At 39.8% G+C, this 20,256-nt stretch carries 20 protein-coding genes and 1 pseudogene; 3 read left to right on the top strand and 18 right to left on the bottom strand.

Annotated features, from left to right (window positions below; translation table 11 throughout):
- Positions 1-52: 52 nt before the first annotated feature.
- On the bottom strand, positions 53-895 hold the full coding sequence (locus IGJ05_RS00915) for a DegV family protein (protein ID WP_026008095.1): 843 nt from the start codon (positions 893-895) through the stop codon (positions 53-55).
- Between the two features lie 126 nt (positions 896-1,021).
- Between IGJ05_RS00915 and trhA the strand changes: the two genes are divergently transcribed.
- Positions 1,022-1,675, top strand: a complete 654-nt coding sequence (gene trhA / locus IGJ05_RS00910) for a PAQR family membrane homeostasis protein TrhA (protein WP_005229593.1) — start codon at positions 1,022-1,024, stop codon at positions 1,673-1,675.
- A gap of 63 nt (positions 1,676-1,738) precedes the next feature.
- Here the strand turns inward: trhA and IGJ05_RS00905 are convergent, their stop codons facing one another.
- The 15 genes and pseudogenes from IGJ05_RS00905 to IGJ05_RS00835 form a co-directional block, all read right to left on the bottom strand.
- The gene (locus IGJ05_RS00905; RefSeq protein WP_266167316.1) at positions 1,739-2,227 is read right to left on the bottom strand and encodes a dihydrofolate reductase; all 489 of its coding nucleotides are present in this window, start codon (positions 2,225-2,227) and stop codon (positions 1,739-1,741) included.
- A gap of 5 nt (positions 2,228-2,232) precedes the next feature.
- The gene (locus IGJ05_RS00900; RefSeq protein ID WP_266167317.1) at positions 2,233-2,979 is read right to left on the bottom strand and encodes a hypothetical protein; all 747 of its coding nucleotides are present in this window, start codon (positions 2,977-2,979) and stop codon (positions 2,233-2,235) included.
- Positions 2,980-3,023: 44 nt separating this feature from the next.
- Positions 3,024-3,971 carry a thymidylate synthase gene (locus tag IGJ05_RS00895; RefSeq protein ID WP_201705124.1) on the bottom strand — a complete coding sequence of 316 codons (948 nt, stop codon included), beginning with the start codon at positions 3,969-3,971 and terminating at the stop codon, positions 3,024-3,026.
- Between the two features lie 16 nt (positions 3,972-3,987).
- Positions 3,988-5,895: an ABC-F family ATP-binding cassette domain-containing protein gene (locus tag IGJ05_RS00890; RefSeq protein ID WP_266167318.1), complete on the bottom strand. Its 1,908-nt coding sequence runs from the start codon at positions 5,893-5,895 to the stop codon at positions 3,988-3,990.
- A 201-nt stretch (positions 5,896-6,096) separates the two neighbouring features.
- Positions 6,097-8,133: a cation:proton antiporter gene (locus tag IGJ05_RS00885; RefSeq protein ID WP_005229585.1), complete on the bottom strand. Its 2,037-nt coding sequence runs from the start codon at positions 8,131-8,133 to the stop codon at positions 6,097-6,099.
- Positions 8,134-8,136: 3 nt separating this feature from the next.
- Positions 8,137-8,418 (bottom strand): hypothetical protein, encoded by a 282-nt coding sequence (locus tag IGJ05_RS00880; protein WP_015510017.1) that lies wholly within the window; start codon positions 8,416-8,418, stop codon positions 8,137-8,139.
- A gap of 188 nt (positions 8,419-8,606) precedes the next feature.
- Positions 8,607-10,727, bottom strand: coding sequence for a peptidoglycan D,D-transpeptidase FtsI family protein (locus IGJ05_RS00875; RefSeq protein WP_005229581.1), 2,121 nt, complete (start codon positions 10,725-10,727; stop codon positions 8,607-8,609).
- A 310-nt stretch (positions 10,728-11,037) separates the two neighbouring features.
- A complete protein-coding gene (locus tag IGJ05_RS00870) occupies positions 11,038-12,066 on the bottom strand; it encodes an LCP family glycopolymer transferase (protein ID WP_115232542.1) in 1,029 nt (342 codons plus the stop codon).
- A gap of 185 nt (positions 12,067-12,251) precedes the next feature.
- Positions 12,252-13,061 (bottom strand): ABC transporter permease, encoded by an 810-nt coding sequence (locus tag IGJ05_RS00865; RefSeq protein ID WP_266167319.1) that lies wholly within the window; start codon positions 13,059-13,061, stop codon positions 12,252-12,254.
- Positions 13,062-13,106: 45 nt separating this feature from the next.
- Positions 13,107-14,162, bottom strand: coding sequence for an ABC transporter ATP-binding protein (locus IGJ05_RS00860; protein WP_225001062.1), 1,056 nt, complete (start codon positions 14,160-14,162; stop codon positions 13,107-13,109).
- A 168-nt stretch (positions 14,163-14,330) separates the two neighbouring features.
- Positions 14,331-14,732, bottom strand: a complete 402-nt coding sequence (gene tagD, locus IGJ05_RS00855) for a glycerol-3-phosphate cytidylyltransferase (protein WP_008379620.1) — start codon at positions 14,730-14,732, stop codon at positions 14,331-14,333.
- Between the two features lie 164 nt (positions 14,733-14,896).
- The gene (locus tag IGJ05_RS00850) at positions 14,897-15,097 is read right to left on the bottom strand and encodes a cold-shock protein (RefSeq protein ID WP_005229578.1); all 201 of its coding nucleotides are present in this window, start codon (positions 15,095-15,097) and stop codon (positions 14,897-14,899) included.
- A 141-nt stretch (positions 15,098-15,238) separates the two neighbouring features.
- On the bottom strand, positions 15,239-15,844 hold the full coding sequence (locus tag IGJ05_RS00845) for a superoxide dismutase (protein ID WP_225001063.1): 606 nt from the start codon (positions 15,842-15,844) through the stop codon (positions 15,239-15,241).
- 77 nt (positions 15,845-15,921) lie between these two features.
- Positions 15,922-16,383 (bottom strand): GtrA family protein, encoded by a 462-nt coding sequence (locus IGJ05_RS00840; protein WP_225001064.1) that lies wholly within the window; start codon positions 16,381-16,383, stop codon positions 15,922-15,924.
- A gap of 377 nt (positions 16,384-16,760) precedes the next feature.
- Positions 16,761-16,940 (bottom strand): annotated as a pseudogene (locus IGJ05_RS00835) (GtrA family protein); the annotation flags it as partial.
- Between the two features lie 114 nt (positions 16,941-17,054).
- Here IGJ05_RS00835 and IGJ05_RS00830 point away from each other — a divergent pair.
- The gene (locus IGJ05_RS00830; protein WP_015510023.1) at positions 17,055-17,864 is read left to right on the top strand and encodes a DUF1189 family protein; all 810 of its coding nucleotides are present in this window, start codon (positions 17,055-17,057) and stop codon (positions 17,862-17,864) included.
- 26 nt (positions 17,865-17,890) lie between these two features.
- Positions 17,891-18,886: a phosphoglycerate dehydrogenase gene (locus IGJ05_RS00825; RefSeq protein WP_266167332.1), complete on the top strand. Its 996-nt coding sequence runs from the start codon at positions 17,891-17,893 to the stop codon at positions 18,884-18,886.
- A gap of 70 nt (positions 18,887-18,956) precedes the next feature.
- On the opposite strand, the gene IGJ05_RS00820 is transcribed toward IGJ05_RS00825, so the two are convergent.
- A complete protein-coding gene (locus IGJ05_RS00820; RefSeq protein WP_266167320.1) occupies positions 18,957-19,895 on the bottom strand; it encodes a glycosyltransferase family 2 protein in 939 nt (312 codons plus the stop codon).
- Between the two features lie 57 nt (positions 19,896-19,952).
- Positions 19,953-20,252: a HesB/YadR/YfhF family protein gene (locus IGJ05_RS00815; RefSeq protein ID WP_005229567.1), complete on the bottom strand. Its 300-nt coding sequence runs from the start codon at positions 20,250-20,252 to the stop codon at positions 19,953-19,955.
- Positions 20,253-20,256 lie beyond the last annotated feature (4 nt).

The raw sequence follows: 20,256 nt of genomic DNA, 5'->3' as shown, positions 1-20,256 counted from the left end.
ACACCAAAAAGCGATTCGTCGTCAAACGAATCGCTGAAAGGAAGCACCTTTTTTATTCCGTACTGTAAGTGATCGCAAACGCACCTCTACCTGTATGAGTGGCGATGATCGGTGTTGTGTGAAGCAATGGGATCTCCAAGTCAGGAAACAATTCTGCTAGTTCTTTTTGGAAACGTTCCGTGATTTCTAACCCTTCTGCATGAGAAATACCAATTTTCGTCACTTTTGGCATATTCTTCAATTCTGCTTTTAATTCCTCAAACCATTTATTGAACGTCTTGACGCCGCGTCCTTTGACGACTGGAATCAGTTCTGAATGATCAAAATCCATGATCACTTTCATGTTCAGTAAGCTCGATAAAAGACCTTTGGCACGACTGATGCGCCCACCTTTTACTAAGTTTTCTAACGTTGAAACGCCGATAAATAATTTCGTATGCTCACGCACCAGATCCACTTCTGGTAAAACTTCTTCTAGTGTCTTACCGGCTTTAGCCAATTCTGCTGCCCGAATCACTTGAAAAGCCAACGCTTGGTCTGTCGTGTCGCTATCGATCACGGTGACTTTGGCTTTTGATAAATGACTGGCTTGACGAGCCGCTTCCACAGTTCCACTAAGACCTTTGGTCATATGGATCGATAGTATTTCACTGCCATCTTTGCCTAATTCGTCATACAGTTCTACAAAATGACCAATCGGCGGCTGACTAGTTTTAGGTAATTCTTTGGCTTGCGCCATCATTTGCATAAATTTTTCTCCCGGCAGCGTTTCATCATCTGGATAAACGACACCATCGATCATTACAGATAAAGGCACGACATGGATAGCCAAAGCATCACGGACACTTGGTTCCATCGTACTGGAAGAATCTGTCACAATTTTAAGATTTGCCATCATATATTCACTCTCTCTTTAAATCAAGTCTTTTTTCGTGGTAAAATAACCACAGACCATTTATACTAAGTATAACAGAGAGAAAATTTTTTTTCATCTAATTTCGATTCGAAAGGACGGTGCCGAATGCAGCACATGAAGTTTAGTCGCAGATATTTGATCGTCAATGAAGTATTAAATGCAGTAACCCACGGGATCGGATTAGGACTGAGTATCGCAGGACTGGTCATCCTCTTAATCAAGGGGGCAAATCTAGGGTCACCTATCCACATCGTTTCCTATGCCATTTATGGGTCGATGATGATTTTGCTCTTCCTCTTTTCTACCTTATTTCACAGTTTGATTTTTACCAAAGCAAAAAAGGTCTTCCAAGTCTTTGATCATGCCTCCATTTTCTTGCTGATCGCTGGAAGTTATACACCTTTTTGCTTGCTTAGTATCCAAGGCTGGCTTGGCTGGTCACTCTTTGTCTTGATTTGGCTACTAGCAATTAGCGGCATCGTTTATAAGTCACTGACTCTTCATAAAAAAGAGACCGTCTCAAAAATCTCCACCCTGATCTACATCATCATGGGCTGGTTATGTGTTATTGCCTTTAAACCTCTGATCGAACATTTAGGCTACTGGGGAACATTTTTACTAGCAAGCGGTGGTGTTTCTTATACTGTAGGTGCGCTATTCTATAGTTTAAAATCCGTTCGGTTCATGCATGTGGTTTGGCACTTATTCGTTATGTTAGGTGCTGGACTGATGTACTTTTCCGTCTTGTTGTATACCTAAAAATGAAGCACTGCTTATAAAAAAAGAACAGGAAACTTTCGCTGCAGAAAGCTTCCTGTTCTTTTATTTTCTACGATAAAATTCAAATTGATGGGGATAATGGTTCTTTTCATCGACGATCCCATCGATCACATGATCAAGTTTCCATTGCATCCAATCAATCTCTGGGAAATACACATCTCCGTTAAATTCCGCAGCGATCACTGTACGGTACAATTGATCGCAATCGTCAATCATCGCTTCAAAAACACCTGCTCCACCAGTTAAAAAAACGGGATGCTCTTGCTGCTTTACATACGCCAAAATTTCCTCACGGTCATGCATCACTAAGGCGCCGTTGGCTTGATAATCCCAATCACTCGTCAAAACGATCGTCGTACGCTGTGGCAGTAATCTTTTTCCCATGCCTTCAAAGGTTTTGCGTCCCATTATAATCGTATTATTGATGGTTTGCTCTTTAAAAAATTTCAAATCATTCGGCAAATGCCACGGCAGTGTACCATCCGCTCCGATCAACCCCTTTTGATCTTGTGCCCAAAGTGCGATCAACATAAAAATTACATCCCTTCTGTATAAAATGATTCCGAAATAATAGCAGCAACCTGCAGCCGCTGCATCAGCTGAAAAGCTGATTCATGCTCAAATGGATCTTTGTTGCGCTCCTCAAAGCGCAAGCCATCACAGGCTTGGTAAACAATTGTGCCGCCGCTTCTTTGGACATTTCGCGGCCATTCCCCATCGTTTAAATGCGCGTTGTTGTTTTTCAGCAAGGTCGGTATCAGGGAGATTGGAAAGAGAGCACTACCAGCTGCGATATCAACTTCTTCTATTTGAAAGAAGTCAGCAGCGATCTCGTTGATCAAGCGCTCCGTTCTTTGCCACGTTTGCGGATGACTCGCAAATGCCCTTGCAGTTCGTCCTAGGATACAATACGTATTCGCAGGTAAAGGCTTTTTGCTTATTGCCACTAGTTCTTCGGGATAGGTCTTCATCCACGTGACCACGCGATCAAAATCACAAATATGCAGCGAATCCAAAGCTGGCAGGTGGTGCTGGGCAGCAAAAACAAGCCTTCTGCGGGCATCCGCTGCTCCTTTTGCTGGTATAAAAATGGCAGTACACTGCTGATTTGATCGAATGGCTTCCTTTAGCTCTGGCACTGTTTCTTCGGATACGGATAGCCAAACTGCATCATAGTGCTGATGCAAGAACTCGATGACTTGCTCAATGAGCGCTACAGTAATCGATCCAGCATGTCTCTGATGAAAGGTCGCCGCAAAGCCTCGCTTGTGGGTATTTACCATTACGCCTCATTCCTTTCTTTATGAAATGAAACCCAAACAACCACTTAAACTGCGATCGGTGCTTTGATCGTTGGATGCGGCTCATACCCTGCCAAGGTAATATCTTCCATTTCAAAATCAAAGATCGACTGTTTTTCAGGATTTAACTGTAAGGTTGGCGCCGGACGTACCGAACGAGACAACTGTTCCTTCATCTGTTCCATATGATTGCTGTACAGATGAGCATCGCCTAATGTATGGACAAAATCCCCGACTTCTAGTCCAGTTTCATGAGCAATCAGGTGCGTTAATAGCGCATAACTAGCAATATTGAAGGGAACGCCTAAAAAGACATCGGCACTGCGTTGATACAGCTGACAGCTTAAGCGACCCTCATGAACATAAAATTGAAACATTGTGTGACAAGGTGGCAACGCCATCGTCGGTACATCTTCAGGATTCCATGCGGAGACGATCAGACGGCGAGAATCCGGCGTCGTTTTGATCATGTCGATCACTTCTTTGATTTGATCGATAAACCCGCCGGTACTTTTTTCCCAATGCCGCCATTGATACCCATATACATGGCCCAAATCGCCGAAAGTTTCAGCGAAAGCATCATCGGCTAAGATTTTTTCACAAAATAGTTTCAACTCATGTTGATACTGTTCATTGAAAGCTTCATCCACTAATGAACGGCGACCAAAGTCTGTCATATCAGGACCTGTATAAGCATCACTTTTAATATAGCGTTCAAACGCCCATTCATCCCAAATGTGGTTATTATGTTCCAGCAGGTAGCGGATATTGGTATCTCCCTTTAGAAACCACAATAATTCGCTCTTGATCAAGCCAAAAGGAACTCTTTTTGTTGTCAGCAAAGGAAAGCCTTGGGACAGATCAAAACGCATTTGATGACCAAAGACACTGCGTGTTCCCGTTCCTGTACGATCACTTTTATCATTGCCTTCTGCTAGTATTTTTCTTCCTAGATCTAAATATGCTTGTTCCATCGTTCTCTCCTTTACTCTATACAAATTCGCTCAAATATTCCCAGCGATCCATTTTTTCTGCCAGTTGCGTTTCAACCTCGCTGATTTCTTGCTGTAATTTTTGCAGCTTAGTAAAGTCCGCGCCATGATGATTCATTTCTTCGGTCAAAGCGGCTGCTTTTTCTTCTAATGCCGCGATATCATCTTCAATCGTCGCCCACTCTTTTTGTTCCATATAACTCAGTTTCTTTTTGACAGGCGCTGCAGCAGACGCCTCACTTTCAGCAGAAAGTGAATCGGTTTTTGTTTCTTTTGGCTCTAGTACACTCGAACTAGCTTTATTGGTATTGGCTGCTAGATATTCATTGATGGAACCAAAGTAGGACGTAATCCTGCCATTTCCTTCGAAGATCAGCAATTTTTGGGCAACTTTATCTAAAAAGTAGCGGTCATGGGAAACAGTGATGACTGCACCTGGAAATGTTTCCAAATAACTTTCCAAAATCGTCAAGGTATCAATATCCAAATCGTTGGTCGGTTCATCTAACAAGAGAACATTTGGCTGTCCAATCAATAGCTTGAGTAAAAATAGTCGTCGTTTTTCCCCGCCAGACAGCTTGCCGATCTTGGTGCCATGCATGGATCGCGGAAATAAAAACTGTTCCAGCATTTCTGCGACACTGACTTGGGAGCCATCCACTTTTTGCACTTCCTCGGCTGCTTCTTGCAAATAAGCAATCATTCGCTGATCAGGGTTCATCGCTTCAATCGTTTGCGTATAATAAGCCATTTTCACAGTCACGCCCATCGTACGCTCCCCTTCTTCTAAAGGCAGGCGACCAGCTAAAATATTGAGCAACGTCGATTTGCCCGCACCGTTTTCTCCTGTGATCCCTAAGCGTTCTCTTGATTGAATCAACAAATCAAAGTGAGACAAAATCGTTTTGTTTTCAATCTTGAAACTTGCATCTTTTAGTTCTAAGACTTGTTTGCCTAAGCGTGTCGTAGCAACATCAATGGCCACTTCGCCGTTTCGTTTTACTTGATGTAGGTTTTCTTTTAAATCATCGAAACGATCGATCCGTGCCTGTTGTTTCGTTGTACGGGCCTTCGCTCCAGTGCGAATCCAAGCCAACTCATGTTTGTACAACTGCTTGCGCTTGTCTTCTTGCGTCTCCTCCACACGTTCTCTTTCTGCTCGAGCATGAAGATACGTCTCGTAATTGCCCTGATATTCATGTAGCTTGCCAAAAGACAATTCAAAGATCCGATTAACGACTCGATCCAAAAAGTAGCGATCGTGGGTCACCATCAATAATGCACCCCGATAATTTTTTAGATAGCCTTCCAACCATTGGATCGCATCATAATCTAAGTGGTTAGTCGGTTCATCCAATAACAACAAGTCTGGTTCATCGATCAATACTTGAGCCATAGCCACTCGTTTCTTTTGACCTCCAGATAATTCACTGATCTTTTTTTCTAACTCATTGATCCCAAGTTTTTGTAAAATGATCTTGGCAGTTGTATCTGTATTCCAAGCATCGGCTTTATTCATCGCTTCTTCTGCCAACTGATAATTCCGTTGCGTTTGTTGATCCAAGCCATTATTCTCTAAGGCAATTAGCGCTTTTTCATAGTCACGAACAACGCGAATCAGCGGACTGGTGCCTTGAAAAACAGCATCTACAACAGATAATTCTTCTCGTAACTGATTGTCTTGAGTCAAGAAACCGATGCGATAATCTTGGGCGGCAAATACCGTTTGGCGATCGCCATCTCCGCGATCCAAACCGGCCAAGATCCGTAACAAACTCGATTTACCCGTGCCATTGACACCGATCAAACCGATTCGATCTTTTTCATGTATCAGAAAAGAAAGCTGATCAAACAGTGTTTTTTCACCATATGTTTTGGTTAATTCACTTACTTTTAATTCTTTCACAGAATCCCTCCTGAGTTTTTTCTTCGCTCATTGTACCACATTTCATCAGCGGAAACGATGAGAGAAAAAATCAATTTTTGTAAAAAAGAATGCCTTCGTCAGTCTACTCCTTCTGATCATCGATGTTGATCATCGTTTAGGAATAACCTGACGAAGACACTCCATAAAACGTGCCTTAAGTTGTGCGCCTCTTGAGACGTATTATCGGCGAAACATTCGCTGTTTCGGCTGTTCTTCTGCTCGAGACATCGCATACGATTCTAACAGATTGACATTGCGTCGGTATTCATTTGCCGAAATCGTTGAGATTTTTTCAGCCACTTCATATTCATCGATCGTCTTGCGCTCAAGGTAATAGCCCCAAAGGACTTTCTTAACAAAAATCGGGTCTTGCTCGATCATGATCGTTTCAATGAAATTGCTGTGTTCAAATCGTTTGATGCTCATTTCTCGTTGACGAATAAAAAAATTGATCAGCGAGGAATCATAGACATCTTCTAAATTGCTCAAACTATGAAAAATATATTCACTGTTCTTTAAGTAAATTTTTTGTACTTCAGAAATGTCTCGTTGCTTCAAGGCAGCTTTTAGCTGCTGCTGTCGCTGTAAAAACAAGCGAGGATGAATCAAAATACGGATAAATCGCTGAATAAAGAAGAGCCAAAAACTAAAGAATGAGAGAATTTGTTTTGCGAGGGAATGCTGTTGCTGAGAAATAAACCGTGAATAAAAACGGTAGCCATTTAAGCTGACTTTCCCATTTCGATAAGCTTCATCCAAGCCGTCTTGTTCGATCGATAGGATCAATCCTTGAATTTCTTGGATTTCTTGTTTTTCTGAATCAGTCAAACTATTGCGATACAACTCCCAGCGCCGATTTTCATAGGAATTGATGACAGCATCGATCGCTAAACGGCCTTTATCCGAGAGTTCTTGCTTTTCTTCTGCTTCCAATTGTTCGATGACGTCTTCTAAGATCAGCAAGTGATTGAAGTCGACGCTTTCGGCAGCTTCCCCATCTGCCAAGTATGGCAAGACCATCACGCTGATGATCAATGTCAGTAAGATCACACAAGCGGTCAAAAACAGAAGCAAGCCTCTTTCATGAAAGGGTGCATCATGCACCATCACAGGCAAAATAAAGATGGCTGCCAAACTGACTGTTCCCTTGACTCCGCCAAAAGTCAACAAGGCGACTTGATTCATTGATACTTGTTTTTTTGACTGTAAAAACCAATAGTAAAACAACAAAAAGAGAAAACGTACAAGGAAGATCACCGCCGTGATCACCAAAATCGTAATCACTAGATGCCAGTTTGCATAATTATTGCTCTCCCAGATTGGTGAAAATACTTGTGACAACTCGATTCCTAGAAAAAGAAACACCAATGCATTCAATGTAAAGACAATGGTCGACCAAGTACTTTCTGAAATGTTCGCCAGCTCTGCATCAAACAACGAGATCCGTCGTTTTCTTTGGGCTTGGGCTACACCTGCCACAACGGCTGCGATGATCCCTGAGACCCCGATCATTTCGGCCAGCAAATAGGCAGCAAATGGCAAGAGCAGTTCGATCAATAAGTATACTGTGACATCTTGTGCCGAGATTTTTTCAATAAAGCGCAAAATTCGGCGTTTCAGCCACACGATCAAGTAACCGACAAGCCCGCCGCCGATACTAGAGAATAGGAGCTGGAACCCTGCGTTGGCTGCTGAAAAGCTCCCGGTGGTCAAAGCTACGATAGCAAACTGCAATGCGGTAACCCCTGAAGCATCGTTCAGTAAGCCCTCGCCTTCCAGAATGTGCATAATGTTTTTGGAAATTTTCAAACGTTTTGCTAATGAGGAGACTGCCACTGCATCAGTTGGTCCTAACGCAGCACCAAAAGCGAAACAAGCAGCCAGAGGAATCGTGGGCATCAACCAATGGAGCGTTCCGCCGACAGCAAACAGTGTCATTAAAACGCCGCCAAAAGCCAAAAACAATACGATCTTGCTGTTTTTGAGGATTTCAGGTACATCTGCTCGTTCTCCTTCACGAAACAGCAATGGTCCAATGATCATTACTAAAAACATTTCCGGTTCAAAAGCGATTTCCTGTCCCATTTCTGTTAAACCTAGTAAAATCCCTAAGATGATTTGAATAAAAAAGATCGGTACCGAGGGTAATATTTTGCTCGCCACATTTGATAACGTGACGAGAATTGCAATGATAATGACGAGTTCAATAAATTCCATCCATTACCCTCTTTTCTTTCGAATAGCTAATAACAGCTCAAGAAAATCTTCTTTTTTCAAAAGGATCTTATCGTTTAGAAGACCTAACTCCTTTTCGTTATTTTCAATTTCGCATTGGACACGCCGTGATTCCAAGCGGTAAAGATCGTGTTTCATTCGCTCAAATTTACGAAAAAGCAATGGATTTTTCCGTTGCAAGTACTCACGAATCTCTTTTTTTTCAGCTGGTGTAAATTGTCCCAACTGTTTCATCAGTTCTTGTTTACTTAAACATTCCTTGTTCATGATTGTGCTTTGGGCCCCTTTTATTATCAGTTTATCTTTTTATTTATCGTATAAATCAAAATTATCTCTTGACCGCTAGTATTCTAAGCCAATCATTCAAAAATAGCAAGTCTTTCTCACTAAAAGATGGTTTTCTATCCGCATTCTTATAAACTAAAAAAACCGCAGCTTTCACTGCGATTTTTTGTTTATTTCATATACAAGTCGTAATAAGCATCCATGATCTCTTTCGCGATTTGAATATTGGGATGCGTATCGGTGTCTCCTTTTAATTGAGGCATCACGATCGCAATCGCAATATCCGCATCACTGCTTGGCCCGTAGGCAACGATGTTTAAGTTAACTAAGCTGATGGTATTGCCATTACTATCCACGATGGGTGTTTCGGCAGTACCTGTTTTGGCAGAGACTTCCATTTTCGCAGAAGCCAAGCCTTTGGCAGTTGCCCAAGCATCCGTTCCATGAACCGCATCGTAAAAGCCATTTTGGATAATTTGCATTTGCGCATCTGATAAACCAACCTCGTTCAATACCGTTGGTTCGATGTCCTCAATCAGCGAACCTAGTCCGCCTGTTTCATCATTGTCGTAGATTCCGTCAACGATGTGAGGCTGCAATCTTTTGCCACCATTAGCAACAGTTGCTGCATATTGTGCCAGTTGCAGTGTCGTATAAGTATCAAACTGGCCGAATGCTAAGTCGAGGATCTTTCCGCCATCACTGACAGGGTCCATGTTCTCAATGGATGTGCTGATACCAGTTGCTTCTCCTGGTAAATCGATCCCTGTTTCAGTTCCCATACCAAAAGAGGCAAAAGAGGAACGGAGTTTTTCGTAGACATCCCCTTGACGATCCACTGTTGGAATCGAGATGCCTGACTGATAATTGATGCCCATCAAACGTAAAGCGACTTGCATCATATAGGAGTTAGAAGAAACTTCCAATGACTGCTCCGCAGAAAGATTGCGATTATTTGCCCCAGTTGGGTTGAAAATAGAAGCTTTTACATCGGAGCCGATTCTGATTGGTTGATCCAGCAGCACTTCGTTGCCGTTTAAGACGCCGTTTTCCCAACCGGCAGCCAAGGTTCCTGCTTTGACGACGGACCCTGGTACAAAGGAATTAATAAAGGTACCAATGGCATTTTCCTGCATTTCATTTGATCCCGTGTCATGATGATACCCGGACATGGAAAGGACACCGCCGGTTTTCGGATTTAACGCCACTGCGTATACCCCTGGGGAATACTCTGCAGCACCAGAATCAATCAGTTTTTGAAAATTGTCTTGCAAAATCTTGTCAACTTTCGCTTGAAATTCAGCATCGAGTGTTAAAACCAGATTATCCCCCTTTGCGCCTGCAAAGGTTTCTTTTTGACTTTCAATATTGTTGTTGTTGTCAAGCGATATTTCAGAGATGGATTTTGTTCCTTGTAAAACTTCTTCATATTGCTGTTCTAAATAACTACGTCCAACGCGATCATTACGTGCGTAACCTTTTTCTAAGAATTCGTCTAGAACTTCTTCAGGTATTCCTTGTTCTTCACTAGTCACCGTTCCGATCAAACTAGCCAGAGAACTTCCTTCAACGATCTTTCGTGTCCAATCGGTCCCGGTGGAGATTCCTGGTAAATCGACCATGTTTTCAGCAACAACTGCCAATTCTTGGTCAGACACATCCGACGTCTTAATAAAGACCGTACTCAAGGATTGTGCGCTGTTCATCCGCTTGAAAATCGTGGCTGCTTCTAATTCGGCATCGGAGAAATTGATTTCTTCCTCGGTCACTTTCTCAACGGTTGCCGTATATTGTTCAGAAGTACCTAAAGAACGCTCTTCATCACTCAATCGTTCAGTTGCTTTTTCAAGATTGTCTTCATCTGCCAACCAAAAGTCCTTAAGATCTCGATCAGACAAGTTTTTGTCGACTGGCATTTCGATCAACTCGCTCAATTTTTTGGCCGTTTCTAAAAGATCTTGAGCGGTCATTTTGTTTCCCCGGGTAAAAGTGATTGCTGCATTGGCTTGATTTTCCACTAAAGCTTTCCCAGAAGCATCGTAAATCATCCCCCGAGGGGCACTTCCTTTTACTTCCACTACAGATGAAGCTTTCAATTGCTGCTCAATATTGTCGCCATTGACGATCTGTAGATAGCCTAATTGGACAATCAATGATACAAACAAAGCAAAAATAATAAAAAACAAAAAGTTCAATCGAAATGGAACATGAGATTTGCGATACGATTTGGCCTTTGGTTCTTCTGGCCCCTTACGTATCCCTTGGACAACTTTATCTTTCAAATTCTTCATCTCATCTATCCTTCCAATCTATAATGACTACTGTCCTATTTTACCAAAAAATTCGATCTGAAACAGAAAAAACAAAAAATATCCATTAATCCTTAGAAAAAACTATAAAAATTCAACGATATCTGCCTGAATGTTTCACAGATAGATTGTTTCATTTTCACTCTTTCATGAAAAAATTGTTTTTTTAAGCTTTCTTATGTTTTTTCATTTGTTGATTTCGTGAAACAAGAAATTGATTGATGTTATTGTGGAAAACTAAAAGCAGGAGGACTTTCGGTCACCCTGCTTTTTAGGCTTCTAAAGAAACTAGCTACTCCCCAGTTGTTGAGTTTTCTTCTGAGAAGGTCAGACTGTCGTCGTATAACTGATAATTAGGCGATCCGTTAGTATATTCATCGCCTTGGGTCAACCCCTCGTTCGTCGGAAGTTGCAACTGCTCCTTTAACAAATTTTGCGTATGCAACAACTGATTCGTCCCCAATAACTGATAATACACTCCACCAATCAGTTGTCCTTCCCCTTGCAGCTGCTCTTGCTCAATGGTCGCAAAAGCTGGCATGTAATTCGTACCGATATCCATCATGTCATTCCAGGTAAGATCCGTCTTCGAATTTTTTTCAACTGCTTTAAGGATGTTGCGGTAATTTCCTATTCCCTCCAAACTCATGACTTTTTGAAGGATTTTCGTCACCACTTCTCTTTGCCTTCTTTGTCGCCCTATATCTCCCTCTGGATCTTGTTTACGCATTCTTGCGTAGGCCAAGCCTGTTTTCCCATCTAAAGTGATTTGTCCTTTAGGGACATGGACACCTTCTAACGTAAAATCGATGGTATTTGTCACTTCGATACCACCTACTGCATCAATCAAATCCCGCATCCCTTGCATATTGATCGTCACATAATGGTCTATAGGAATGTCTAAAAGATTTTCAACTGAATCCATTGCCATCGCTTCACCACCGAAAGCATAGGCATGATTCAACTTATCGATCGTATTAAAGCCAACGATTTGCGTATAGATATCACGGTCAAGACTAACGATCGTTGACTGCTTTTTCTCAGGATTGACTGTTACCACCATCATGCTATCTGAACGGCCTTGCTCGGTTCGTCCCAGCGCCCCTGTATCAATCCCCATTAACAGAATGGAAAATGGATCGCGCTCTTCAATGCTGATCGCTGTTTCTCGTTTGTCTGTTTTACGATCAACAGACTTTGAGATTTGGTTGAATGTAGCATTCGTCTCTTGATAGATCTGCATGCCATAAATCGTTAAGCCAATGATTCCAACTACTAACACGACTAAAATACTGACTATTACTTTTTGATAACTCCGCATCCTGCACCTCGCCAATAAAAAATCACTTATCGAGTAAATTTTCCCACAAAATACAACGTTCAGCAACCGCTATCAAGAATAGCTTTCATCCGTAACGCTTCCGTCACTTATTTGAAATAAAGAAAAAATTACAAACAAATAAAGTGCGCTCTCTAAGTTAGAGAGCACACGTCAAAACATCATTTTTAAATGTAATCAACAAAACGAGCACGGAACTTCATATGCAAATGGCTTCCTAAAATAAGAAGCATCAAAGTTAGACACCAGAATATAAGTGTGTAGGTCGTTTTTTCCCAAACCCATGTTCGAGAAAGGAAAGCATCCCGAAATCCTTCGATTAAATAGTAAATTGGATTTAAGTGTAATACTTTAATTAGCCAATCTGGTAGATTACGATTATTGATATTCCAAATAGGTCCTGAAACATAGAATAATAAACGAAGTACTGATTGTAAGAAAATATGATAATCTCGAATTAGTACTGTTATTGTGGCGTTCAATAGACCAAATGCAAATAAGAAAACAATCATCGCAAGAAAGTAATAAATAAATTGTAACCAATAGATACTTGGTGTCACACCAGCTATGAATAACGAACATACCACGATTGCCACCATAGGAATGTACGATGATAAATTACTTATAATATTAATCGATGGTAGAATACTGACTGGAAACTTCATTTTCGCTACCATTCCTACTTGTCGATGAATACTATTCGAGGCTCCTAAGATTGATGCACTAATATAAAACCATGCCGTAATCCCAACCAACATCCAGATAATAAATGGCACGCCGTCAATATTTCCGTTTTGATTAACACCTAGACCAAAAACCAAGTAATAGATTCCTACTTGAATAGCGGGATTTAAAATCTGCCAAGCTAAACCTAGATAGTGACTCTGATAGGTCGCTTTATCTTCATAACGGGACATCCGAAAAATAATCCCCGCATTTTTAAACTGTTCTTTTATAACTGCAGCAATCTCTTTCACAAACTTCTTCCTTTTCTATTTGAACTAAACAAAGAAACATCTTCTTTATTTGAAAACTTGACTGATCGTTTCAACAGGATTTTTAATTGCGTAAGTAATCGAATGCCCGCTAAAAGAAACCAGCGAGCAGAATATCGTTGCGACTACGACCAAACCTAAGACTCCTTTTGTCGGCCAGCTCATTTTTTCTCCTAGTGGCGTACGTTTCAAGTTTTTCTTGATCATTTGGTCGGAAAGATTTTGTAGTTGTAAAAAATGATCTTCTCGGCTTTTTTCAGCTAATTTTTCCAAGTTAAATGCTTTTTGATCTTCTTTGTATTTATCTTGATAGGCTTTTTGCTCTTTCTTTGGTTGTTTTTTGAACCAGTCGATAAATTTGCGGTATTCAGCCATTACTTCTTCAGTAGGACCAAACATCCGTAAATCACCATAGTGCATCCAAATCGTTCGGTCGCAAAGTTTTTCTACCTGTCCTAAAGCATGACTAACAAAAAAGATCGTTTTTCCTGCTTCTTTAAATTCCATGATCTTATCCACACATTTTTGATAAAACGTTTCGTCTCCGACAGATAATGCCTCATCAATAACTAAAATATCTGGATCATTATGAACCGCAATAGCAAAGCCTAACCGTGATTTCATCCCACTGGAATAGCTTTTAACAGGTTGGTTGATAAAGTCACCTAAATCAGCAAAGGCGACGATCTCAGGCATTTTTTTATCAATTTCTTTATTGGTCATTCCAGACATCAATGCTTTAAGCCGAATATTTTCTAATCCCGTCAGCTGATATTTTAACCCCGCACCAATTGCGATGATCGAGGTATCGCCATTTACTTCCATCGTACCGGATGTCGGTGGAATAATGCCACTGATCACGTTCGATAAAGTTGATTTGCCAGAGCCATTGATCCCAATGATCCCCACTGATTCACCAGCTTTCACATCGAAGCTGACTCCTTTTAATGCCCAAAATCGGGGAACATTGCGATGATAGAACTTGAATAGCGCTTTTACTTTATCAGCTTTCTTTTTATATAAGTCGTATTCTTTCGTCACTAAAGTTGCACGGACTTTGATTTCTTTTTCCACTTTCTTCATCCATTCTCATAGAATTTCTAATTGATCAAGTCAACTCACAAAACATCATACCATATTTTGAGTTCTGAACAAATAATCAATGAAAAACTAGTAATAAATTCTTAAGTTCTTGGAGTTGGTTTCAATAAAAAAAACATCTGTAAAAGATGCTTTTTAATAACAGTCCTTTTAATTGTTGAGTTTCAAATCTTTTTTGATTTGCGTGGTTGATATTTCTGGCGTCCGTGCTAGATAAATCACTTCAGCATCGGTTTCTTCTTGAATAAAGTCAAACTTTCCTGCCCAATCGTCTCCCATAACAAAGGTATCGACATGATACTCTTTAACATCAGAAACTTTTTGAGCCCAGCCTTCCTCGGGAATAACTAAATCAACATATCGAATCGCTTCTAATAGTTGTTTTCTTTTCTCATAAGAAAAGTAGCATTTTTTTTGTTTTTCATTCCAATTAAATTCATCCGTTGACAGTGCCACGATTAAATAATCGCCTTGTTCTTTTGCACGACGCAAAAGATTGATATGTCCATAATGCAATAAATCAAATGTTCCATAAGTGATTACTCGTTTCATTCTTATCCCTCTTCACTTCCTAGTCTTACTGATGTATTGAAGATACCAAATATGGAAAGAAATAGCAAATTAAAAAAGCTGAACATCTATTGTGGTCTCAAAGAATCAAACAAGAAAAAATATCTTTTTGAGGCACTTCAGTTACTCAGCTTTTTTATTCTGATTTAGACTTTTGTTACTTCCGCTGCCTGCGGTCCGCGGGCACCTTCAACGATCGTAAATTCAACTTCTTGTCCTTCTTCAAGCGATTTGAACCCATCTCCTTGAATGGCAGAGAAGTGAACAAATACATCATCGCCCCCGTCAACTGTAATAAAACCAAACCCTTTTTCGTTGTTGAACCATTTTACTTTCCCATGTTCCATAGTGTGTAAAGCCTCCAATAATTATAATCCGACGATTCCGTCGATTTCATTATAGCGGAATATGTAAGCGTTAGCAATATCGAAATTTCTTTCCATCAACAAAAAAGAAGCCCTTAGTCAGGCTTCTTCCTAATAGTTGGTTTAAGCTTTTGCGAAATATTCGTTTACTTTGTCCCAGTTAACAACACTCCAGAAAGCATTGATGTAATCTGGACGAACATTTTTGTATTTTAAGTAATACGCATGTTCCCAAACATCTAAACCTAATACAGGTGTTTGACCATCCATCAATGGTGAATCTTGATTCGCGGTTGAAGTGATTGCTAGTTTACCGTCTTTAACAACTAACCATGCCCAACCTGAACCAAAACGTCCAGTTGCAGCAGTTTTAAATTCTTCTTTAAAGTCTTCAAAGCTGCCGAATGTTTCTTCAATTGCCTCTTTGATCGCCCCAGTAGGTTCGCCACCAGCATTTGGGCCTAAGATTTCCCAGAAGAACGTGTGGTTAGCATGGCCGCCGCCATTGTTGCGAACCGCTGTTTGAATATCTTCAGGTACAGAAGAAAAGTCTGCTAATAATTCTTCAACTGTTTTTTCACCTAATTCAGGATGTTTTTCAATCGCTGCATTTAAGTTTGTTACATAAGTGTTGTGGTGTTTATCATGATGCAAATGCATCGTTTCTTCATCAATACATGGTTCCAATGCATCGTATGCGTAAGGTAAATCTGGTAATGTGTAAGTCATAAAAAATCCTCCTCAATGATAATGTTTACATAAGTAACATTATCAAACTATTCGACTTTGTTCAAAAAATATGCCTACTAACTTTCATCATTTACTTCAAAATTTTTGATTTCTGCTTGATTAAATATCAGGAATTTACTAAAGAGATAATTAGCGAGAACAACAATGATTTGAGTAACTATCTTTGCTGTTAAATTCGTTGTATTCATTAAATCGATCATAACATACATCACACCCATATCCATTCCAAGGGAGAGTACACGATAAAAAATAAACTTAGCAAATTCAACTAAAAGTTCTAACATACTTTCTGTTTTTGAATGGAACACCCAAACTTTGTTCGTTACAAAAGCAAACAAAACAGAAGCTATCCACGAAATTCCATTTGCTATCAAGTAATGCAGAGAGAGCCATTCTACACAAATAAAATAAGTTACGATATTTACAATTGTGGCAAGACCACCAAAAAAAAGATAAATAAAAAGATTCCATAGTTTTCTTTCTTCTAAAGCCTCTTTAAACCTTAAATAAAATTTCAAAAAAAACACTCCTAATTCATCAAAGCTTTCTTACACTATATTATATCCTATAAATAATTAATATACGAATTTTTTCATAAAATTATCTTTTTATTTTTCTTTTTTTCAGACTTAATCTTATGTAAATTAGAATTTTTCTTCTTTGCTTTTTTCAAATCCTATAAATTATTGTTAGTTAATATATTGAGCAAGATTAAATAACTTCATAATAACAAAGCTAATTAATGTCATGTATAAATTTGACATGCTTAGCCCAACCAAGAAAGTTCCATTTTCGTGAAATATTGTTACAATATTAGTTTTATTCATTCATATGGCAATCTTACTTACAATTCAAGTAACATTTTTTTTCATGAGATTAAAGAAGACAATCAAACAATCACATTCGCTGTTTGATAATAAAAACCAAACCCTTCACGAAAAATGAGATAGACGACAATATTGACTACGGTGGTCAAACCACCAAAAAATAAATACGTGAGTGGCTCCCACAGTTTTTTTTGTTGTAAGATTTGTTTGTATTCAATAAACTTTTGCATACATATGCCTACTTTCATTACTTTATTTACTTATTCAATAGATATTTGGCTCTTTTTTTGTGAATTCCTTGTAATCCTAAGAACCCTTCGTTACAATTACTCTAGTTATACCACAAAGGAGTTTATCAGCAAATGACTATCGTCCAACTATTTAAAATTGCTTTTTTTCGAATACCAGAGCTAAAATTCGTCAAAAAAGCAGAGTTTTCCAAAGTGATCGTTTTTCTATTAGGTGCAGCCGTGATGATGGCTTTGCCAGTTACCATCAATGTCTTAGACGTCTTTCGTGATGTGCAAGCAGATGGACAAAAAATCGGAGAAACGATTCCTGATTTCACGATCGAAAATGGACAGATTTCTGTCGCTCCCAATACGCAAGGGTTCATCTATCAAACCGATTCGATCATCTTTACTTTTGATCCTGATGGCAATCGTACACCAGCAGATATTGCATCTGATGTCACCGGCTCGGTGATCGCAGTAGGTTTGTTAAAAGATCAGCTGGTCATTCGTATCCCTTCTTCTGGTTTCTCAACGTCTATGTTCGATTCAAACCAATTAGAGTTTGATTATAGTGAACCAGCACTGCGTAATCTTAACGGTCAGGCGATTCGAGAAACCTTATCCAACCAAGCGATCCCATGGCTGATAAAAATCATTGTCTTTTTTGTCGCCTTATATCCCACGTTTGTCAGCTTACTGATCACCTTAATCATGGGAACCTTTATTGCAACGATCTATACGAAATTGAAGCTATTCTCTTATACCTTTTTCGAAAATTTAAAGATTCTCATTGTCTGTGCTGCATTGCCTACACTCATTAGTGTTATTGTACAACTAGCGCTGCCTTCCTTTGATGCTACCACCTTTATTTTGTTTGGTTCCCTATTCTTATTTACACAAGGTGTCAAAGATTCCCCAAAAATACAATTAAAAAAATGATCTATCCCATGTTCAATTCATTGAACATGGCTTTTTTCTCATTCTTTGCTACACTTAAGATACAAGGAGGCTTGGCAATGAAAAAAATAATCTTAGCCACTCGCAACTTTCGCGACACTTATGTGGAACAAATGGAAAAAGACTATCAATTTCTCGTGTACTCAAAGGACCAAGCAATTGATTGGTCACAAGTGGAAATCACTATCGGTTGGAAGCCAGCATGGAACGAACACCTGTTAACCGAAAAAACAAATTTGAAATGGGTCCAAGCGATTTCGGCTGGTGTGGACACCTTGCCATTAAAAGAGTTTGCAAAATACGACATTCTCTTATCAAATGGCAGTGGCATCCACGCTGAATCGATTACAGACCATTTATTGGCTTTGCTCTTTATGGAAAACCGCGGGATTTTCCAAGCAATCCAACAACAAAGAAAACAGCAATGGGCACCGGATACGATTCCTTATGCAAAGCTATCTGATCAAGAGATTTTGATCGTTGGTACGGGACAAATCGGCCAAAGATTAGCCCAAGCATTAACCTTTTTTGGTGTACATCCGATCGGCATTAATACAAGCGGCCATGAGGTGGCGAATTTTGAAAAAACGTTTGCGTTATCTGACTTACACGCTTGCGCAAAAACCGCCGATTGCATCATCAATATTCTTCCACTGACAGAAGAAACCACACATTTGTATGACGAAGTCTTTTTTGCACAAATGAAGCCTTCCGCTTCATTTTATAATGTCGGTCGCGGTCCTAGCGTGGATACTGCCGCATTAACAAAGGCATTAGAGAAAAAGCAGCTGGCATTTGCCGCACTAGATGTTTTTGAAGAGGAACCTCTACCAGAAAATGATCCACTATGGCATACCGAAAACCTGTTGATTACTCCTCACATCTCAGGACACACGCCCCATTTTCAAAAGGCATTTATGGATATTTTCTTAGCGAATTTCCAACAATTTTTAACAAAACAAGAACTTGTTAAAAATGAGATAAACTTGGATAAGGGATACTAACAAATTCTTTCCGCAAAAAAAGTGTACAGTTGAAGGCAACCCCTTCAAATTGTACACTTTTATTTTATCATTATTTTTCTTGGTCTTTTTCGGTTTCTTTCAAGAAGTACAAGGGTCTATTTTTAGTCTCTAAGAAAATTTTTCCGATATACTTGCCGATGATCCCTAAACAAAGCAATTGCAATCCACCAACAAATAAGAAGATACTGACCATTGAAGGCCACCCTGATGTCGGATCTCCAAAAATAAAGGTTCTTATCACAATAAAGATCAAAGCAATCAGAGAACCAAAACAGGAAAGCGCACCAATAAACGAGGCGATATTCAAAGGTGTATCTGAAAAATTGACGATGCCATCGATCGAATATTGGAATAGCTTCCAGAATGACCAGGACGTCTCACCCGCTACTCTTTCTCGATTCTCATAGGCGATGTATTCTGTATCAAACCCAACCCAGCTGAAGATCCCTTTTGAAAAGCGATTGTACTCTGACAGCTGTAAAACTGCATCAACCATATTGCGGCGCATCAAGCGAAAATCTCGCGCACCGTTTACCATTTCAGTATCGGCAATTTTGTTGATGATGTTATAGAACGAGTTCGAAAAAAAACTGCGAATCTTTGGCTCACCTTTTCTATCGGCACGTCTCGTACCCACACAGTCAAGCTCTGGTTTACTTCTTAGCAAAGAAAACATTTCAGGTAGTAATGACGGCGGATCTTGTAAATCTGCATCCATTACAGTGACAAAATCGCCTCTAGCAGCTTGTAGCCCCGCATAAAGAGCAGCTTCTTTGCCAAAGTTTCTCGAAAAAGATAGATAGCGAACACTTTCAGGGTGGGCGTGATACAAGACTCTTAAAACAGACAGAGTTTGATCTGAAGACCCGTCATTAACAAAAATATATTCAAAAGGCATATTTAAGTGTTTCTTCACTTTTTCTGTTTCTTCAAAAAAAATCGGCAAGCTTGCCTCTTCATTAAAACAAGGTACAACAATTGATAACATCGGTTTCATCTCCTAGAGCCAATCGTGGGAAATCGGTCAGCTGGGACCGAATCCACATTATTTTTTATCTTCGCTAAAATCATATTTCGGTTCATCTAACGTTTCATCATAGTCCACAGTTAGATCATAGCCTTTGAAAAACCATTCGTCTGCTTCATCAATAAAAAAAAGCAAGCCATCAATGGTTTGTTCGACGATCGGACGTTCTGGTTTATCGACTGACATTCCCACGGAAAATCCGTCATGCACTTGTGTTTTGCCATAAATTTTTCCGAAAAAACGAATCCCGCTTCCCTGGTCTACCACCAATTCTTTTTTAAACCATTGCATTGCTTCAGGACTTATTGTTAAGTTCATTTTC

This window comes from Enterococcus sp. AZ167 (assembly GCF_051714025.1).
GTDB classification, from domain to species: Bacteria; Bacillota; Bacilli; order Lactobacillales; family Enterococcaceae; genus Enterococcus_D; species Enterococcus_D casseliflavus.
Note: the sequence above shows the minus strand (reverse complement) of the source record. Positions and strands in the feature narration are given on the sequence as shown.

What these genes read in the sequence shown, in the direction of transcription:
- IGJ05_RS00850 (WP_005229578.1), bottom strand. Translation starts at nt 15,097, where the DNA reads ATGGAACATGGGAAAGTAAAATGGTTCAACAACGAAAAAGGGTTTGGT.
- IGJ05_RS00885 (WP_005229585.1), bottom strand. Translation starts at nt 8,133, where the DNA reads ATGGAATTTATTGAACTCGTCATTATCATTGCAATTCTCGTCACGTTA.
- IGJ05_RS00845 (WP_225001063.1), bottom strand. Translation starts at nt 15,844, where the DNA reads ATGACTTACACATTACCAGATTTACCTTACGCATACGATGCATTGGAA.
- IGJ05_RS00815 (WP_005229567.1), bottom strand. Translation starts at nt 20,252, where the DNA reads ATGAACTTAACAATAAGTCCTGAAGCAATGCAATGGTTTAAAAAAGAA.
- IGJ05_RS00870 (WP_115232542.1), bottom strand. Translation starts at nt 12,066, where the DNA reads ATGCGGAGTTATCAAAAAGTAATAGTCAGTATTTTAGTCGTGTTAGTA.
- trhA (WP_005229593.1), top strand. Translation starts at nt 1,022, where the DNA reads ATGCAGCACATGAAGTTTAGTCGCAGATATTTGATCGTCAATGAAGTA.
- IGJ05_RS00860 (WP_225001062.1), bottom strand. Translation starts at nt 14,162, where the DNA reads ATGAAGAAAGTGGAAAAAGAAATCAAAGTCCGTGCAACTTTAGTGACG.
- IGJ05_RS00900 (WP_266167317.1), bottom strand. Translation starts at nt 2,979, where the DNA reads ATGGTAAATACCCACAAGCGAGGCTTTGCGGCGACCTTTCATCAGAGA.
- tagD (WP_008379620.1), bottom strand. Translation starts at nt 14,732, where the DNA reads ATGAAACGAGTAATCACTTATGGAACATTTGATTTATTGCATTATGGA.
- IGJ05_RS00905 (WP_266167316.1), bottom strand. Translation starts at nt 2,227, where the DNA reads ATGTTGATCGCACTTTGGGCACAAGATCAAAAGGGGTTGATCGGAGCG.
- IGJ05_RS00880 (WP_015510017.1), bottom strand. Translation starts at nt 8,418, where the DNA reads ATGAACAAGGAATGTTTAAGTAAACAAGAACTGATGAAACAGTTGGGA.
- IGJ05_RS00895 (WP_201705124.1), bottom strand. Translation starts at nt 3,971, where the DNA reads ATGGAACAAGCATATTTAGATCTAGGAAGAAAAATACTAGCAGAAGGC.
- IGJ05_RS00915 (WP_026008095.1), bottom strand. Translation starts at nt 895, where the DNA reads ATGGCAAATCTTAAAATTGTGACAGATTCTTCCAGTACGATGGAACCA.
- IGJ05_RS00830 (WP_015510023.1), top strand. Translation starts at nt 17,055, where the DNA reads ATGACTATCGTCCAACTATTTAAAATTGCTTTTTTTCGAATACCAGAG.
- IGJ05_RS00825 (WP_266167332.1), top strand. Translation starts at nt 17,891, where the DNA reads ATGGCTTTTTTCTCATTCTTTGCTACACTTAAGATACAAGGAGGCTTG.
- IGJ05_RS00875 (WP_005229581.1), bottom strand. Translation starts at nt 10,727, where the DNA reads ATGAAGAATTTGAAAGATAAAGTTGTCCAAGGGATACGTAAGGGGCCA.
- IGJ05_RS00820 (WP_266167320.1), bottom strand. Translation starts at nt 19,895, where the DNA reads ATGTTATCAATTGTTGTACCTTGTTTTAATGAAGAGGCAAGCTTGCCG.